At 50.2% G+C, this 15,276-nt stretch carries 12 protein-coding genes; 3 read left to right on the top strand and 9 right to left on the bottom strand.

Annotated features, from left to right (window positions below):
• Nucleotides 1-16: 16 nt before the first annotated feature.
• On the bottom strand, nt 17-3,112 hold the full coding sequence (locus HMPREF1255_RS01960; RefSeq protein ID WP_016456188.1) for an ATP-dependent DNA helicase: 3,096 nt from the start codon (nt 3,110-3,112) through the stop codon (nt 17-19).
• Nucleotides 3,109-6,030: an ATP-dependent DNA helicase gene (locus tag HMPREF1255_RS01955; protein ID WP_016456189.1), complete on the bottom strand. Its 2,922-nt coding sequence runs from the start codon at nt 6,028-6,030 to the stop codon at nt 3,109-3,111. The genes HMPREF1255_RS01960 and HMPREF1255_RS01955 overlap by 4 nt, the downstream gene beginning before the upstream one ends.
• 122 nt (nt 6,031-6,152) lie before the next feature.
• Here HMPREF1255_RS01955 and HMPREF1255_RS01950 point away from each other — a divergent pair, with 122 nt between their 5' ends.
• Together HMPREF1255_RS01950 and HMPREF1255_RS01945 are read left to right on the top strand one after the other, a co-directional pair.
• Nucleotides 6,153-6,359, top strand: coding sequence for a cold-shock protein (locus tag HMPREF1255_RS01950; RefSeq protein WP_016456190.1), 207 nt, complete (start codon nt 6,153-6,155; stop codon nt 6,357-6,359).
• 57 nt (nt 6,360-6,416) lie between these two features.
• Entirely contained in the window at nt 6,417-6,638 is a 222-nt protein-coding gene (locus tag HMPREF1255_RS01945) for a DUF3107 domain-containing protein (protein ID WP_016456191.1), read from the top strand.
• A gap of 12 nt (nt 6,639-6,650) precedes the next feature.
• On the opposite strand, the gene HMPREF1255_RS01940 is transcribed toward HMPREF1255_RS01945, so the two are convergent.
• Nucleotides 6,651-7,280: a ferritin-like fold-containing protein gene (locus HMPREF1255_RS01940; protein WP_024110530.1), complete on the bottom strand. Its 630-nt coding sequence runs from the start codon at nt 7,278-7,280 to the stop codon at nt 6,651-6,653.
• A gap of 104 nt (nt 7,281-7,384) precedes the next feature.
• On the opposite strand from HMPREF1255_RS01940, the gene HMPREF1255_RS01935 reads away from it, so the two are divergent.
• A complete protein-coding gene (locus tag HMPREF1255_RS01935) occupies nt 7,385-8,758 on the top strand; it encodes a DEAD/DEAH box helicase (protein ID WP_016456193.1) in 1,374 nt (457 codons plus the stop codon).
• Here the strand turns inward: HMPREF1255_RS01935 and HMPREF1255_RS01930 are convergent.
• The 6 genes from HMPREF1255_RS01930 to HMPREF1255_RS01905 are packed head-to-tail and all read right to left on the bottom strand — an operon-like array spanning nt 8,755 to nt 15,267.
• Nucleotides 8,755-9,717: a diaminopimelate dehydrogenase gene (locus HMPREF1255_RS01930; protein WP_016456194.1), complete on the bottom strand. Its 963-nt coding sequence runs from the start codon at nt 9,715-9,717 to the stop codon at nt 8,755-8,757. The two genes, HMPREF1255_RS01935 and HMPREF1255_RS01930, sit on opposite strands and share 4 nt — an antisense overlap.
• 20 nt (nt 9,718-9,737) lie before the next feature.
• Entirely contained in the window at nt 9,738-10,904 is a 1,167-nt protein-coding gene (locus HMPREF1255_RS01925) for an MFS transporter (RefSeq protein WP_024110741.1), read from the bottom strand.
• Nucleotides 10,901-11,800: a 2-dehydropantoate 2-reductase gene (locus tag HMPREF1255_RS01920; RefSeq protein ID WP_024110802.1), complete on the bottom strand. Its 900-nt coding sequence runs from the start codon at nt 11,798-11,800 to the stop codon at nt 10,901-10,903. Before HMPREF1255_RS01920 ends, HMPREF1255_RS01925 begins: the two co-directional genes overlap by 4 nt.
• 47 nt (nt 11,801-11,847) lie before the next feature.
• The gene (gene trpS / locus HMPREF1255_RS01915) at nt 11,848-12,999 is read right to left on the bottom strand and encodes a tryptophan--tRNA ligase (RefSeq protein WP_231477445.1); all 1,152 of its coding nucleotides are present in this window, start codon (nt 12,997-12,999) and stop codon (nt 11,848-11,850) included.
• A gap of 1 nt (nt 13,000) precedes the next feature.
• The gene (locus HMPREF1255_RS01910) at nt 13,001-13,858 is read right to left on the bottom strand and encodes a PHP domain-containing protein (protein WP_024110635.1); all 858 of its coding nucleotides are present in this window, start codon (nt 13,856-13,858) and stop codon (nt 13,001-13,003) included.
• Nucleotides 13,858-15,267, bottom strand: a complete 1,410-nt coding sequence (locus HMPREF1255_RS01905; protein ID WP_369793281.1) for a hypothetical protein — start codon at nt 15,265-15,267, stop codon at nt 13,858-13,860. The genes HMPREF1255_RS01910 and HMPREF1255_RS01905 overlap by 1 nt, the downstream gene beginning before the upstream one ends.
• Nucleotides 15,268-15,276: the final 9 nt, after the last annotated feature.

The raw sequence follows: 15,276 nt of genomic DNA, 5'->3' as shown, positions 1-15,276 counted from the left end.
TTTCTCCTGGCAAGATTTAATTAATTTCTGGTAGCTGCGGGCGCTCGATTTTTTTCGAAGCAACGTGATAGAAAACTGCGTCAATTCTACCTTCGGGAACGCCTGTCATGTCAGACCATGCCGCCCGGTAAAGACTTAGCTGCATCGGTTCTCCAGGAGAATCAAAAGTCTTCCAGTCGACCACCTGATAATCAAAATCCGGTTCTTCTGAGGGGAAAACCGCGTCGATCCGTCCCCTAATCTGCTGGCCATTTTTCTTCACTAGGACGAAGCCAGCTTCGATGGCTACTGGAACCCTGTCCGCGTAAGGCCCGTTTTCGAAATCATGTAACAGTTTTTGGAATCGTTGTTCGGGAAAATCGTCTTCTGAAACAACGAAATCTTCATAATCTTCATCGAGCGGTTTTGATAGACCGAATCTTTTTTCTAGCCATTCATGAAACCTGGTTCCAACCGAAGACATCTTGTTAACTTTTCGCGGCATTGGCCTTGTAATGTCTGCCCAGAATTTTTCAGGATCTTTCTCGTAAAGAATGCTCTGGCTAGCAGAGATAGATTTCGGCATCACCTTTGGCATTGCTCCTTTGCGATTTTCGAGGGCTTCCTCCAGAAGCATTTTCACAGAATCAGACCAGGAATCAGCGATTTTTTGTTCATCAAAATTGAGTTGAATCGTTTGATCGTCTTCCCACTCACTTACGGCTAACGCGACTTCCTGCTGCTCTAATGCTTCTGAATCGTCTAATGGAGGCGGCCAAGCACTCGAGCCTTGATCAGACGAGAGTGGATCTTCTTCAGTTAGTTCGGCGATACTCATCTTGCCTGCTATGGGTTGGCGATCTTCAAATGACGTGATGACCTTTTCAAAATACTCAGATGGTTGTTTCGGAGATTTTCCACCGTTCCACTGACTGCATGTAAGCACGAGCCTATTTTTTGCTCTCGATGCGGCGACGTATGCTAACCGGTCCTCTGAATACATAGTCTTTTGTTTCAACTCATCCGCGAATTCGCCAAGTTCTTCTCGAGATTGACCGTTCAGTTGAGGTATCCATTCCGCGTCCCTACGCAGCGGTGCCGGTATCTCGACCGGATTTTTAACCCAGTTATCTGTGACTCTGGAAGAAGGAAAAGTTCCGTCTACAAGGCGAGGAATGAAAACTACGTCCCATTCAAGGCCCTTAGCCTTGTGCATAGTCAGTAGCTTCACAGAATCTTCTTCAGAGACCGCAGCTTGCTCCAGGCCATCGCCGTTCTCGATCTCAGAGTTAAGCCATGCAACGAGGCCGCTCAGATTCGATTTCTGATCGTTTAACGCAAACGAGTTAATCTCGTCGGTGAGCTTTCTGAGCTGCAAGGATTGCGCCTTACTTAATCTGGCTTCCGAAGAAAGTCCCATCTTATTTATGACCCTGCCAACCAGATCTACGACATGCTCATCTTTGTATCTCAACAAGTAATTAAAGACGCCGAGGAAATTCCTTAACCGCTCGAGCCCTTCTGAAGAAATTTTGTCTCCCGGAGACTCGCTTAGCTCAACTACTCGGTCCAGAAGACACAGCTCTTTCTTCCTACGACCGAGCTCGGCCAAATCGGCTGGCCCTAGACGCCATCTCAACCCCGTTAGCAAACGAGCAGCAGCAGGATCGTCGGTTACGTCATTGAGCAGACGCAACATATCTACCAAATCACTGATTCCGGGCAACACCAAAAGTCCGTTTAGACCGACCAGCTCGGTTGGAATCTGTGCCTGATCCAAGTTCTTAAAGATCTGCGCAACTGAGGAATTGTCTCTGAGCAGAATTGCTATATCACTCCAACTAGCTACTTCCCCTGATTCGTAGCAGTCCCTGATCTGCTCAACAACCCAAGATGCCTCTTCGGGCCATGAGACAAAGCTGTGGGCTTCTACTACACCCATGACGCGTGGGTCTGATTTGCTCAAAGACTCTCCTGAGACATCGGGAGGCGTGAGATAGATGCTTATCTGGTTATTCTCCTCGTCAAATGCCTGCGGAAGGTTTTCTCCTCTAAGCGGTTGCGCATAAGCGTTAGCGACCTTGAGAATATCGGGCTTACTGCGCCTGTTTACCTGGAGAGTGTAGATAGATGCTGGTTGTCCAGCCACACAAAAATCTTGCGGAAACTTCAAGATATTACTGGGGGATGCTCCCCGCCACTCATAAATTGCCTGGTACGGATCCCCGACCGCAGTTACTGCATGCCCGCCATGTTGCGGATCAACGAATAGGCCAGTTAATAGTTTTGCCTGTGCGCTAGATGTGTCTTGGTATTCGTCAAGAAGTACTACTTTGAATGTATCGCGTAGTCTTTTTCCGATCACCGGAGCTTCTTCTACCATCTTTGCCGCGGTAGCCATCTGATCATAGAACTCTGTTAGCCGTCTATTGGACTTAAGTTCCTGATATTTTTCGGCTAAGCGAAGTAATTCCAGTCTCTCTAACGCTGTTGCCTTTGCATCTCTAATATGAGCAAAAACCTTCTTTTGCCTGTTCAACGGCTCCTGGTCAAGCTCTTTGATGAATTCTTCGGAAAATTCTCGAATCTCTGAATAGCTCAATAGATTGGATTCGACATTTTCGGATAAGTTGATCAATCTTTCTATAATCGTCGACGGATTTAGCCTCTTCAAATGTTCGAAATCACATGATGAATCATTAACGATTTCAGATGCTATTAAGAAGCTTTGCCCCCTAGTCAGCAGCTTTGAATCAGAATCTATTCCTGCGTGGAATCCGAACTCTCTCACCAGCCAGGCAGCGAAAGAATCATAAGTCGCGATAAAAGGCTCATTGCTTGCCTCTGCCTCCGCAGAATTCTCGAAACCGGCATTTTTCAAAGATGCGCTGATCCGGTCGCTAAGCTCGGCCGTAGCTTTCCTGGTAAAGGTAAGGCCGAGAACTTCTCCTGGCGCGACTTGCCCAGTGGCAACCAGCCAAACGACGCGCGCTGCCATAACTGTGGTTTTCCCGGTGCCCGCTCCAGCAATAATTACGTTAGGGCTCAGGGGTGCCATTATAGCTTTTAGCTGTTCATCGCTAAATAGAATGCCTAGGGCTTCGCAGAGTTCGGCTTCACTGGCTATTTTCATCGCGATTCCTTCCCTGACATAACCGGGCAATCAACTGAAAAAACGCATGTCCTGCACAGATCGCATTTGACCGCATCGAAATTGTCTCGCTGGATTATTGACACGGCCTGTTCTAAAAGTTCGTGCACCCACGTTTCGCTTTCAGTTTGTTGATCTTTCAGTTTTGGACGGGAATCAAGTGATGGCTGAGTTAAGACTTTCGGCAGTGTCCCAGACCTATCTTTATCGCTCAGGTAGACAAGGTGGGCATCGGCCAGAGCATTGCTCTGTGCGATATCCTCAAATGCTCCCAGCTTCGCAGCAAGTTGATAAATGCCAAGCTGCACATGAGACTCTGCTTCTTTTTTGGACGGAACGCTATTTCCAGTCTTGAAATCGATAATCCGAAGATTATTATCACGGTCTTTTTCTAATCTGTCGACGACACCAACTAGCTTCACTTCTTCACCCGAAACATGGGTCGTGACCTCAAAGCGCTTCTCAGTGCCGACTAACTCAAAATCATCCTCTTCGATCCAGGCTTTTAGACGTTGCACCATTAACTGAGCCTTCTGGTACTGAGCATTCGAGTACCATTCAACTTCAGGGGCAATTTTTGGCCAGGTCTCAGAAAGAATTTTTTCAAGACCAGAAAGATCCAGATCGTCTGCTTTGGCGGCTAGCTCGTGTATCAGCATTCCCAAGATGGATGAAAACTCATTACTCGGGTTTGCATTAGCTTTTCTAGTAAGCAGCCACCGTCTCGGGCATTTGATCAATACTTCGACATCGCTTCCACTAAGCCGAATGGGGGCACCTTTTTTGAAAACACACCGATCCTGACCAGATATGGGCAGTATTCCCCACCAATTCTGGGGATCAGCAACCTCAACAAGCGGATTCCCGAAACTATCTTTTGCGTCTTTTAGTTCAACGAGCTTCGAGATAGCCACCTTTCTCAGACCTTCGGATATTGATCTATCGCTCGCCGCGGTTCTGAGAAGGGCAACCATGCCGGGCAGACTATTCACTTCTTCGGCCTTGTGACGCTCCACATCAACGCCCAGTTCGTACAAAAATCTTGATTCTTTAGCGCCTGAACCGTCATCTCCGTTTGCAGCCACAAGATAAAGCTGTTCGCTTGCTCTAGTGATCGATAAGAGGAAGGCCCTGCGCTCAGCAGCAACTTGCTCTGCCGCGCTCATCGCGTCATCGAAAATTTTGACTTGCGGCGCAGTCCTCGGCCACTGGCCGTCTTGCAGCCCAGTTACTACCACCAAACGCCATTGACGGCCGACAGCCCTGTGTGTGGTCAACACGGAAACGCCTTCCCTGGCATGATCGGATTCGCGAGTGGTATCGGCGGCGATCTGCTGACTATCTAACTCGTCCAAAAATTGTGAAACTGCCTTTTCACCGCTCAAATGCGATCTTTCGGCAAGATCGAAAAGAGCGATTACTGCGTCTAAGTCTCGATTAGCCCGTTGAGAATCCTCGTCGTTACGAAGAGCAGCAGATCTTAGCTGAATCGGCCAATCAGTATGAGTCCAAATTCGCCACAAAAGGTTTGACAGATCTTGGCCTTCTTCGATCATTTTCGCCAATTGGGAAAGCAGTTCGTCAACAGGAGTCACCTGCTTTGAGAAGTCCTCTTCCTGACGCAAAAGTTTTCGTGCCTCAATCGTGTCGACCGAACCGATTGGACTGGTTAAGAGCCAGAAACGATCTTCATCTCGAAGTTTCTGCCCACGCATCAGATCCAAGGCCAGACGTAGGGAGAAAATAAGTGGACGAACCGCTAATTCTTGGCCAAGAGCCAGCTCGTCTCCCCTAGCAATAACCGGTATCCCAGCTGAAGCGAAGGCTCGAGAAAGACGACTGATTTCTGATCGCCCTTCCCTGATGATCACAGCCATTTCGTCCCAAGCAATCCCGTTTTTCGCATGCGCCTGTCTTAAGATTCCGGCAATTTCGTCGTATATGAAATTTTCATTATCAATTGTTATGGCTCGCACAACGCCGGAATCATCTTTTTCTGAAACGACATAGTCACTAGGTCGGACCCCGCCACGATAAGGCAATTTTGCTGCGACGCTTTTCGCAGCCAGGGCGATCTTCGAATCAGAACGAAAATTCTTCACCAATTCGATTCTTTTAAAGTCGCTACCGAAAATTTTTCCGAAATCGCTGATGGCCCTGGGATAGGCGCCGCGAAACCCGAAAACACTCGTATCTGGATTAGCGAATGCGATTATCTGTGAACCGGCAGCGTGCAAATCGGATAACAGCCTGATTTGGGATTCGTCCAACTCGGAGAAATCGTCTACGAAGACGGCAGATATCTCCCCCGACAGAATCTGGGCTGCACCATCAGCAAGAATCAGCCGGACACGGTGAATAAGTTCTGAGTAATCAAGCGCGCCCTCGCTATCGAGCACATCAAGATACTCGGAGAAAAATCTGCCTACGCTTCGATCAAGTTCGCTCCCTGCCATTAGATCCTCGGGGTCGAGGCCGCGATGCCGAAGCTCAGAGAGTTTATCTCGTAGTTGCCTGGTGAACGTCTTAGTTTTAACACCGGGTCTTAGCCACTGTGGCCAGTTTTCGATAGGAAAGTTGGCCAACAGCTCGCGAAGTCTGAATTCTTGCTGTGGAGCAGTCAGCATCACGGGGACTTTATCCGACTCTGGCGTGAATCTTTCAAGCACACTTCTTGCCCAAGCATGCATAGTCATGATTTTCGGACTGCCTTGGGTCCGACCTATCTTGTCCAGGATTTGAGTCCGTAGTTCCTGAGCAAGCGACCTTGATGCGGCAAAGACCAGAAGATTGGTGAGCCCTTCTCCGGATATAACACGCGTAGAAACACCATCTATCAGCATCGTAGTCTTACCGCTGCCTGCCGCTCCTACAACCAAGGTCGCCTTTGAAAACTGCATAGTTTCATTCAATCAGGTCGCACTGACATTTTTAACGACCACTTAGGCCTCCCCAGTTAGGTTGGAGGCAACCAAGTCACATAAGATTAAAGCGCCAACGACACTATTGAATGGAGAAAGTCATGGCTAACGGAATCGTTAAGTGGTTCAATGCAGACAAAGGTTTCGGTTTTATCAGCGTGGAGGGCTCCTCCGAAGATGTATTCGTACACTTCAGCGCGATTGAGGCGGACGGGTTCCGCAAACTAGATGAAGGACAGAAGGTAGAATTCGATATCGTCAGCGGCCCGAAGGGGAACCAGGCTGATCACGTAAAAATTGTAGATTAATAACCACGCTGACCTTATTGGGTTCGTCTACTTGCACGATCTTGTAGATTTGAACTCGTGGATATCAAAATTGGCGTAACTCAAATTGCTCGAGAGCTAGAAATAGAAACTGAGTTGACCTCCGAGCAGATCATCGAAAAGATTCAGGAATCTCGCAACAGCGGCAACCCGTTAGTCCTTGATGGATCTAACGGCAGGCGGCTGGTCGTTCCGGTAGAAAAAATCGGATACATAGACATGGGTGCCCAGAATCAACGCCCGGTAGGTTTCGGCGTTTAAAAATTTAATAGATTAGGCCCGCAACCCAAGATGCCTCATCCTGGAGCGGGCTTTTTCTAACAGTTGATCCATCAGATTACTCACGCCAGCAATGTCTGCTAAACCATCGTCCTTAGTTCCGCTAAGGATGTTGCTTAGCTCCTGATCGGCAGCAGCGAGGCTCTGTACGGTCAGAGTTAGTTCCGAGATAACTCGACGGCCGTACAACGACAAAACGTCAACCGCTCCTTCGTCGTCGAGAGAACTAACTACCTTCGAACTAGCGAAATCGTGGCTACGCCAAAGTTGCGTGCTAACTTTCAAGGCATCTTTGTCTTTGTTGGATAAATTTTGCTCAACGGCTTTCACCAGATCCGCCATAAATCCGACGACCAGGCACACCCTCAGCATTGCCTCGACATCATCCTTAGGATCTGTGAGCCTACCGAACTCATTTATAGGACCAGCTATCGGTTCAAACCTCGCCTTCATGGTTTTTAACGTGCCCGCGTGTTCAGCGAATCGAGCGAAGTGTCCTGCACCGAGAGTGTTCATTCGGAGCCTATCCTCTAGTTCGCCTGCCCTTGCAGCACGAGAAACTAGATCTTCGTGCAGACAAAGATTGGCGTAGGACATCAGGCTCACCAGTTTGTTTTCGCTCACAAATAAGAGTTTAACGGGAAAATGAGCGTATTTACCGAGGCGCGCAGACAGCGGTTAGGCATGTTATAGGAAGTATCTGAAGTTTACGAGTAGCATCGTTAGTGATGAATGAAAGCAAAACTACTAAAGAATATGAGGACAAAGACTCGAAGACCTTCGCTTCTTTGGGCATCAATCCTCTCCTTTGCGAGGCTCTTGCAGAGCAAAACATTAATGAGCCCTTCCCAATTCAGGAAATGGCCATTCCGATCGCTCTTAGCGGTTCCGACCTGATTGGTCAGGCACGGACCGGAACGGGTAAGACTCTCGCCTTCGGGCTACCGTTGCTGCAGCGAATTATTCTTCCAGGCAATGAAGGCTTCGATGAGTTCGAGCATTACGGTAAGCCGCAGGCTTTAGTCATGGCCCCCACCCGCGAGCTTGCGCAGCAGGTCTCTGGAGATCTTAGTTCTGCAGCTCGAAAGACCGGAGCCAAGTTCGTGACTATCTACGGTGGCGTTTCATACGATGAGCAACTAGCCCAGCTTAAAAAAGGTGTAGACGTCGTAGTGGGCACTCCCGGACGACTACTTGACCTGGCTAACCAGCGGGCGCTCGATTTATCGCACGTGCGAATTCTCGTGTTAGACGAGGCAGACGAGATGCTCGATCTAGGGTTCTTGCCCGACGTCGAGAATCTGACAGACCGAACTCCCAACGATAGGCAGTCGCTTCTTTTCTCAGCGACGATGCCCGCCGCAATCATGGCTCTGGTCCGTTCGAGACTGCATAATCCGGTACACATCCGCGCTGAGGGACAAGACGCACAGGCGACCGTGCCCGACATCAAACAGCTGATTTATCAGGCGCACGACCTAGATAAGCCAGAGATGATTGGCAAAATGCTCCAGGCCCCGAACGTCGGCAAAGTGATGATTTTCACTCACACCAAGCGTTCGGCGCAGAGGTTGACCGACGAATTAGTTGATAGAGGCTTCAACGCCCGTACGATCCACGGGGACCTTAACCAGTCACAGCGTGAACGTACCCTTAAGAAGTTCCGCAACAACCAGATGAAGATCCTTGTTTGCACAGATGTTGCAGCCCGCGGAATCGACGTCAGTGATGTCACTCACGTTGTCAACTTTGAGGTTCCGGACGACGCAAAGGAATACGTCCACAGGATTGGTCGCACCGGACGCGCTGGCGCATCCGGCTTCGCAGTGACACTTGTCGATTGGCAGGACGTGACTCGCTGGAACGTAATCAACAAATCTCTGGGAATGGATCTTGCAGACCCTCCCGAGACTTACTCGACCAGCGAAAACTTCTTGAACGACCTGCAGATCCCCAAGGGCACCAAGGGACGCCTCAAGAAGTCATCCGATGAGGACGACAAGAAGCCGGCTGAGAAGAAGACTCGGAACGCCAAGCCGCGCCCCAAGAGGACGCGGCGGCGCACCAAGAACGGAAAAGTTGTTCGCGAACGAAGCAACTAAACGTTTTTAGAAATCAATTCGCTAAGCGGTGCTGGGTGGATCAAGTAAGGAGCCACCTCCAGCACCGTTTTCGCACCACTGACACCCTGCTCTTTCATCCGTACCGCGGCACGTCCGTATGCAACAGCAACAGCGGCGGTGAAGTCGGCGTTTTTTTCAAGCTTCAGGCTGTACTCGATGGTGTCTTGGGTGCCGTTTGCCTGGCCAGTCGTGATCACGTATCCGCCGTGTGGCATCCCTGCGTGATCTCGGTCGAACTCTTCAGAAGAGATGAAATTGATCTCTACCTCGTAGCCAACGAAATAATCGGGCATCTCCCTGATCTCTTTTTCGATGCGGGCGTGTTCGCTCTCATCAGCAACAACGAAACATTGACGCTTGTGAGCCTGCTGACCAGTCAAACCTTGAGCGTTGCCCTGGCGAGCCTTATCTAACGCGCCCTCGTCCGGCAAAGTGTACTGGACTGCTTTCTGCACCCCGTCGATTCGACGCAATGCGTCAGAGTGTCCCTGAGATACCCCCGGCCCCCAGAAGGTGTGCTGGTCGGAGTTCGGCAATACTGCAGAGGCGTATACCCTATTCAGGCTAAACATGCCCGGGTCCCAGCCGGTGGAGACGATAGAAACGTTGCCAGAGGCCTTTGCTATCTCGTCCATCTGCTCGTAGTGCTTAGCTACATAGTGGTGATTATCGTACGTGTCTACGGTGCAGGCCAGCCTAGCGAATTTCTCAGACATTTCCGGAATATCAGTAGCGCTTCCAAGGCATAGGTAAAAGACGTCAATATTTTCGGAATGTTTCTCCACGTCGGCTACATTGAAAACCGGGCTACCGGTGTCAAGACTGTCGCGTCGGGAGAAAATTCCGTAGAGGTCAATGTCAGAACTCGAGGCAATAACTTTCTCAGCGCTCTTTCCGAGATTTCCGTACCCTACGATTGCTGCAGATATCTTTCTCATCAGATGTCCTCTCAAAAAAATCAACGAACAGATTGTATTCGAGTTTTTCCTGCAAGCGCTACAATGACCAAACCTGAAACGAGCATTAATGACATGGCCGCACGCAATGAAGTAGCTTGCGAAATGAGACCAACAATTGGCGGATTAAGAAGCAGCCCGATTCTTAGCATCCAGCTCGCGACGGTGATGCCGAAGCCTTCCGGGAGACCAGGAATTCTACCGGCCGAAGCATAGGCAGTCGGAACCACTGTGGCGCAGCCGTAGCCAGCAAATAGATAGCCCAACATGACGGTCCAGGTAGTTGGGAGTCCGACAACTAGAACTCCACCTACGCAAATTGCTAAACCACCAACCAGCAGAATTCTTCTTCGCCCATACTTATCGATTAGCAGGTCGCCCAAGATCCTGCCTACGAACTGCGCTCCGATGATGGCGGTATATCCCAGTCCAGCTATACCGATTGGTGCGCTTACCTCTCGTATCAAATAAAGGATGGACCACCCGCTCCCGAGATCTTCGATCACCACACCAGCGATGGCTAAAACGCCCAGAGCTAGAAGAGTCACAAGCACCGGCCGTGGCAACCGGAATTTAAGCTTTTGCTCAGGATTCTGATTAGAGCTGACGCTGAAGCCCTCAGGTATTTTTGCCATTTTGCAGGCAAAGAATGCCACAATAGCCAGGGCCAAAGCTACGACACTCAGATGGACTCCGCGGCCTATACCCAATCCTGCACAAGCAGATCCCATAAGGGAGCCGAGGGCAGCTCCCAAGCTCCATAAGGCGTGCAACGAATTCATTATCGAACGGTCGTTGTAATCTTCTACGCGCACTCCGTGGACGTTCTGAGCGGAATCGACGATTGCGTCCAGAAAACCAAAAGACGCGAAAGCTAACGCGAGGACTATGAGGTTTGAAGCCCACCCAATTAGTGCAGCGCTTGCGCACAGCAAAAACGTCCCGCAAAGTCCGGTATTTATCGCTCCGAAACGCTTTAGCAGCTGCACCGTGACGCTTACAGCCAGCAAGGAGCCAACAGAGATCAAGGCGATCATAAAGCCATAGGCGCTGTCGCCAAGGAGAAAGTCTCGTTTTATCTCTGGCAGCCTAGGAACGATGTTTGTGAAAATCGCTCCATTGGTGAAGAAGAAAAGCGATATTCCTATCCGTGCTTTGACCGGGCTCATTTTGCGATTCGTTTTAACGTTTCATATGCAAGGTCATGGATAGGCACGTCTACTCCCGACTCCCCAGCTAATCGCACTACAGCACCCGGCTGGCCTTCGAATTCGCTTGGCACACCTGTCAATAGGTCTCGTTGCAGGCTGGATGTCGAATCTTTTGGCTGCGCATCGAGGAATTTCATTATCTGGTCTAGGGAAGCATCGGGGACGTCCACTCCCCTAGCAGTAGCTAAATTCAGCACCTCTGAAACTGCAGCACCTAAGCTGCACCGAAGTTCTTTCCGGAGGAATCCGATCGGTTTTTGCGTCATAGCACCCAAAACACCGAATGGCTCCACGAAAGCAAACTTAAGCCATACGTCCAACCACTCATTGTCAAATCTCGGCACCGGAATACCAGCAGACTTTGCGGCCTGAGCTAACCGCTCAGATCTGCCGGATTGGCTGCCATCCCATTCACCGAAAGATAGCGAGCCTGGTCCCCCTCTATGGGATATAACGCCGGGCTGATCCGCATTGGCAAAAACTCTTGCAACACCAGGCATAATATGGTTTTCACCAATTTCGGTGGCGACAATCGAAGGCGCTTCAACTCCATTTTGGAGTGTGACTACGCCCGTTTCTTTCCCGACTAACGGCTTCAGATGCCTCAACGCGTCAGGCAGCTGATGAAGCTTAGGAGTGCAAAATACGTAATCTACCTCACCGATTTCGTTAGCATCAGTTGTGGCAAAGACATCTAAATGTAGCTCGGTATCACCAATAACCCTCAGACCATTGTTCCGAATCGCATCAACAGTGCGCTGTCTAGCTATTAGGGCAACTTCATTTCCGGCTGCGAACAGTTTGGCGCCATAAAAACCGCCTAGCCCGCCAGCTCCGATCATCGCAAAACGCATGCTTCAACTTTAATTCAGAGCTGGCGGAAGGCTAATTTAGACGTTTTCTAGTAGTAAATCATCTGCATGGCAGAGCGAACCTCGTTGAGTGTCTTGTTGCCAACCTCGTTCGCGACCTCGTTACCGTCTGCAAGGATCTTCTCTAGATAACCGTGATCTGCCACCAATTCTGCCCTGCGGGCACGAATCGGAGCGAAGTACTCGTTGACGGACTCGGTAACCAGCTTCTTCAGCTGTCCGGCTCCGCCATCGCCGATTTCCTCAGCAATTGCTACGGGATCTTGATCAGCGCATAGCGCAGCCAAATTAACCAGATTAGATACCTCAGGACGGTTCTTCGGGTCGAAAGTGATGTGACGTTCGGAATCGGTGACGGCCTTCTTGATCCGTTTAGCGGTCTCGTCAGAGCTCATGCCGATCTCAATCGTGTTTCCATGAGACTTGCTCATCTTTTTACCGTCGAGACCGAGAATGCTTGAAGCCCCGCTCAGCAAAGCCTCCGGAGACGGAAATACTGGCTTGTCTTTATCAACACGACCGTAACGCTCATCAAATCTACGAGCGATCACGCGAGCCTGTTCCAGGTGAGGCAACTGGTCTTTGCCTACGGGCACCAAATTTGCCTTGCAAAACAGGATGTCTGCCGCCTGATGGACCGGATAGGTGAGCAAAAGACCGCTCATCGGACGACCGCCAGTCGCCTCGTGTTCAGACTTCACAGTTGGGTTGCGGTAGAGCTCCGAGTCTGTGACGACAGACAAGAAAGGAAGCATCAACTGGTTGAGAGCCGGCACTGCAGAGTGCGTGAAGATAGTGCTCTTGTCAGGGTCGATCCCGACTGCTATGTAGTTAGCAAGCGCCGAGTAGACACGGTCCTTGATAGGGCCGACGCCATCGCGGTCGGTAATAACCTGGTAATCAGCAATCAGTACAAAGCTCTCGACACCCGCGTTTTGAAGACGCACGCGATTAGCGAGCGAACCAAAATAGTGCCCAATGTGCAGCTCACCGGTTGGCCTGTCGCCCGTTAGCATTCGGTATTTTTCAGGATTAACTGAGAGGTCGTCCTCAATTGCCTTGCTGCGAGACAAGCTAGCCTGTAAAGAAGCCTCAGAAGTCGAATCAGCCAGGTTTTTTTCCACGCTATCTTCGGTAATTGGCTCTTTGTTATCTTTGTACTGATCTGTCATGGCAATCATTCTAGAGCACAGAGATTTTTCCGCCATGACTGCGGATTCGAGTCACCAACCCCTGCAGAGCGCTATGCCTTGTGGTCTCGCTGCCTAAGCCGTGACCGATCTTGCCGGTGCCGTGATAGTCGCTTCCACCAGTGCGCATCAGGCCAAGTCGATGCCCGAGTTGCCGAAGAAGATCCCTGCTCACGTTATCTTGCTCCGGGTGGTCGACCTCTATTCCGTCCAAGCCATTTTCCAGCGTCAATTTTTCGATGAGTTCGGTACTGATATTTTCACCTCTGCCCTTAATAAGTGGGTGAGCCAAAACAGCTGCCCCGCCAGCAGAATGGACAAGATCAATAGCCTTTTCGACAGGAATTTCGTAGCGTCCCACGTAAGCGGGTTTGCCGTAGGCGAGATACTTTTCAAAGGCCTCATTGCGATGCTTCACATAGCCCGCTGCGACCATTGCGTCGGCCACATGGGGCCTACCGATAGAATTGCCTGCTGCCTTTTCCTGAACGTCCTCAACTGAGATCTTTATACCCTCTTCGGTTAGCTTTGAAACGATCTGAGGGATGCGCTCTTGACGGCTTTTCAGGCACTTGCTTAACTCTCCGAGCAAATCAGCATTGTGAATGTCAGTACCGTAGCCAAGCAGGTGAACCGAATCTTCTCCCGAGCAAGCACTTATTTCAATTCCGGGGATGACTCTGACGCCAATGCGCCTGCCCATCTCCATGGCCTCGGATAACCCGTCGAAAGTGTCATGATCGCAAAGTGCTACAACGCCGACACCGGCTTTCTGCGCATTAGCAACAAGCATGGTTGGCGTGTCGGTGCCATCGGAAAACGTTGAGTGTGTATGTAAGTCGATTTTCATCATTGTCCCCCAGTAACATTTTCGAACCTGAAGCTTGCCTCTAACGCAGACATAAATTTTTGCCTGTCGTCATAAGGCCACTCTTCGATTCTAGAGACTCCTGCGGGCAGGCTCAGCCCGAAGTCGTAGACAACCGCGGGTTTTCCTCTCAATTTCACCTTGAACGGAAATTCATCGACGATATCGACGCCAAACCCAACTAGCTCAGGGACTAATTCGGAGAGCTTCATTTCGGCACCGACCCGGAATATCTTCAACCGGAAGTCGACACCGTTTTGTGGAGGGATTGGCTGATAAATTAGCAGGCCTAAATCATCGGAATTTTGTATTTTGTTAAACTCCGCCAAATCTGTCACCGCTTCCAACGGCGTGTATGCCTCTTTATAGGCATCTGAGAAATCAATCCCCCTAGCGGACGAGGGGAATCTTTCCGCGATCTCAGCAAACCGATCCGACCAGCTTCTAGTTGCGTGCTTAATAGAATTTTCTAGTCTTGTCGGATCTACATGAGGTAGTTGTCTGCCCTCTTCGACTCGCAGGCTTATGTAAACGCGAGCTAGAACGGATTCGCTAACCAAAAGGCTCCACTCAACTTCTTTAGCTCCTGTTGCAGCCTTCAGCACTTCGATCATCTTTTCTCGAACCGTCGTGTTATAACGGTCCCGAGGAAAGTAAATGACGGCAGTCAGCATCCGCCCCCAGCGCCCTCTACGCAAGAACATTCTTAGCTCTCTGCGCTCCTCCGGTTGTCCCACCTGAGCCAAGATCGGATACAGTTCTTTCGGAGTTGCCCTAAGCAGTTCCTCGCGAGGGAAAGTCTCCATCGCTGCGAGCAGACTCCTCCCGGCGAAAGACTCCGGGTCGTATTTCAGTTCCTCCATCATCTTGTTGGACTTTTGCGCGAGCAACGGCACATTAAAAATTGACTCCGAGTACGCCGTGGAAGTCAGGAGACCCAAGAACCTGTGTTCTCCTATGACCTTTCCCTGAGAAAAGATCCTTACCCCAAAGTAATCGAGGTATCCCCCTCGCCTGATCCTTGACCGTTCTGAATCCTTAGTTACGATCAATTCCTCGGGATCTTCGCCGGGAAGTAGCGAAGCATGGAAACGCCTTGTAGCTCTAACCACATCGTTGAGAATTCCCAATCCGTTCGATCTTGGCCAGAAAGCCCCCGTGTCAGTAATTCGATAAGCCTGGGTGCCTACAGGCAGAAAATGGCTCGGGTCAGAAAGCCAAATCAGCATCTGCCTGGTCGTTTCCTGCTGCGCAGACTCAGCAACCTGACGAATGTTGTCGCGCATCTGTTCCATGTCGTTGCTGACGATGGTTAGATCGTCCAGAGCCAATTTGAGCTTGCGCTCTAACCCAGGGAGAGTTTCATCGGTAGGCACGCCTAGGGGGCTCAAGAGATCTAA

Source organism: Propionimicrobium sp. BV2F7 (assembly GCF_000510445.1).
Classification (GTDB): domain Bacteria; phylum Actinomycetota; class Actinomycetes; order Propionibacteriales; family Propionibacteriaceae; genus Propionimicrobium; species Propionimicrobium lymphophilum.
This window is presented reverse-complemented; position numbering and strand designations above follow the sequence as displayed.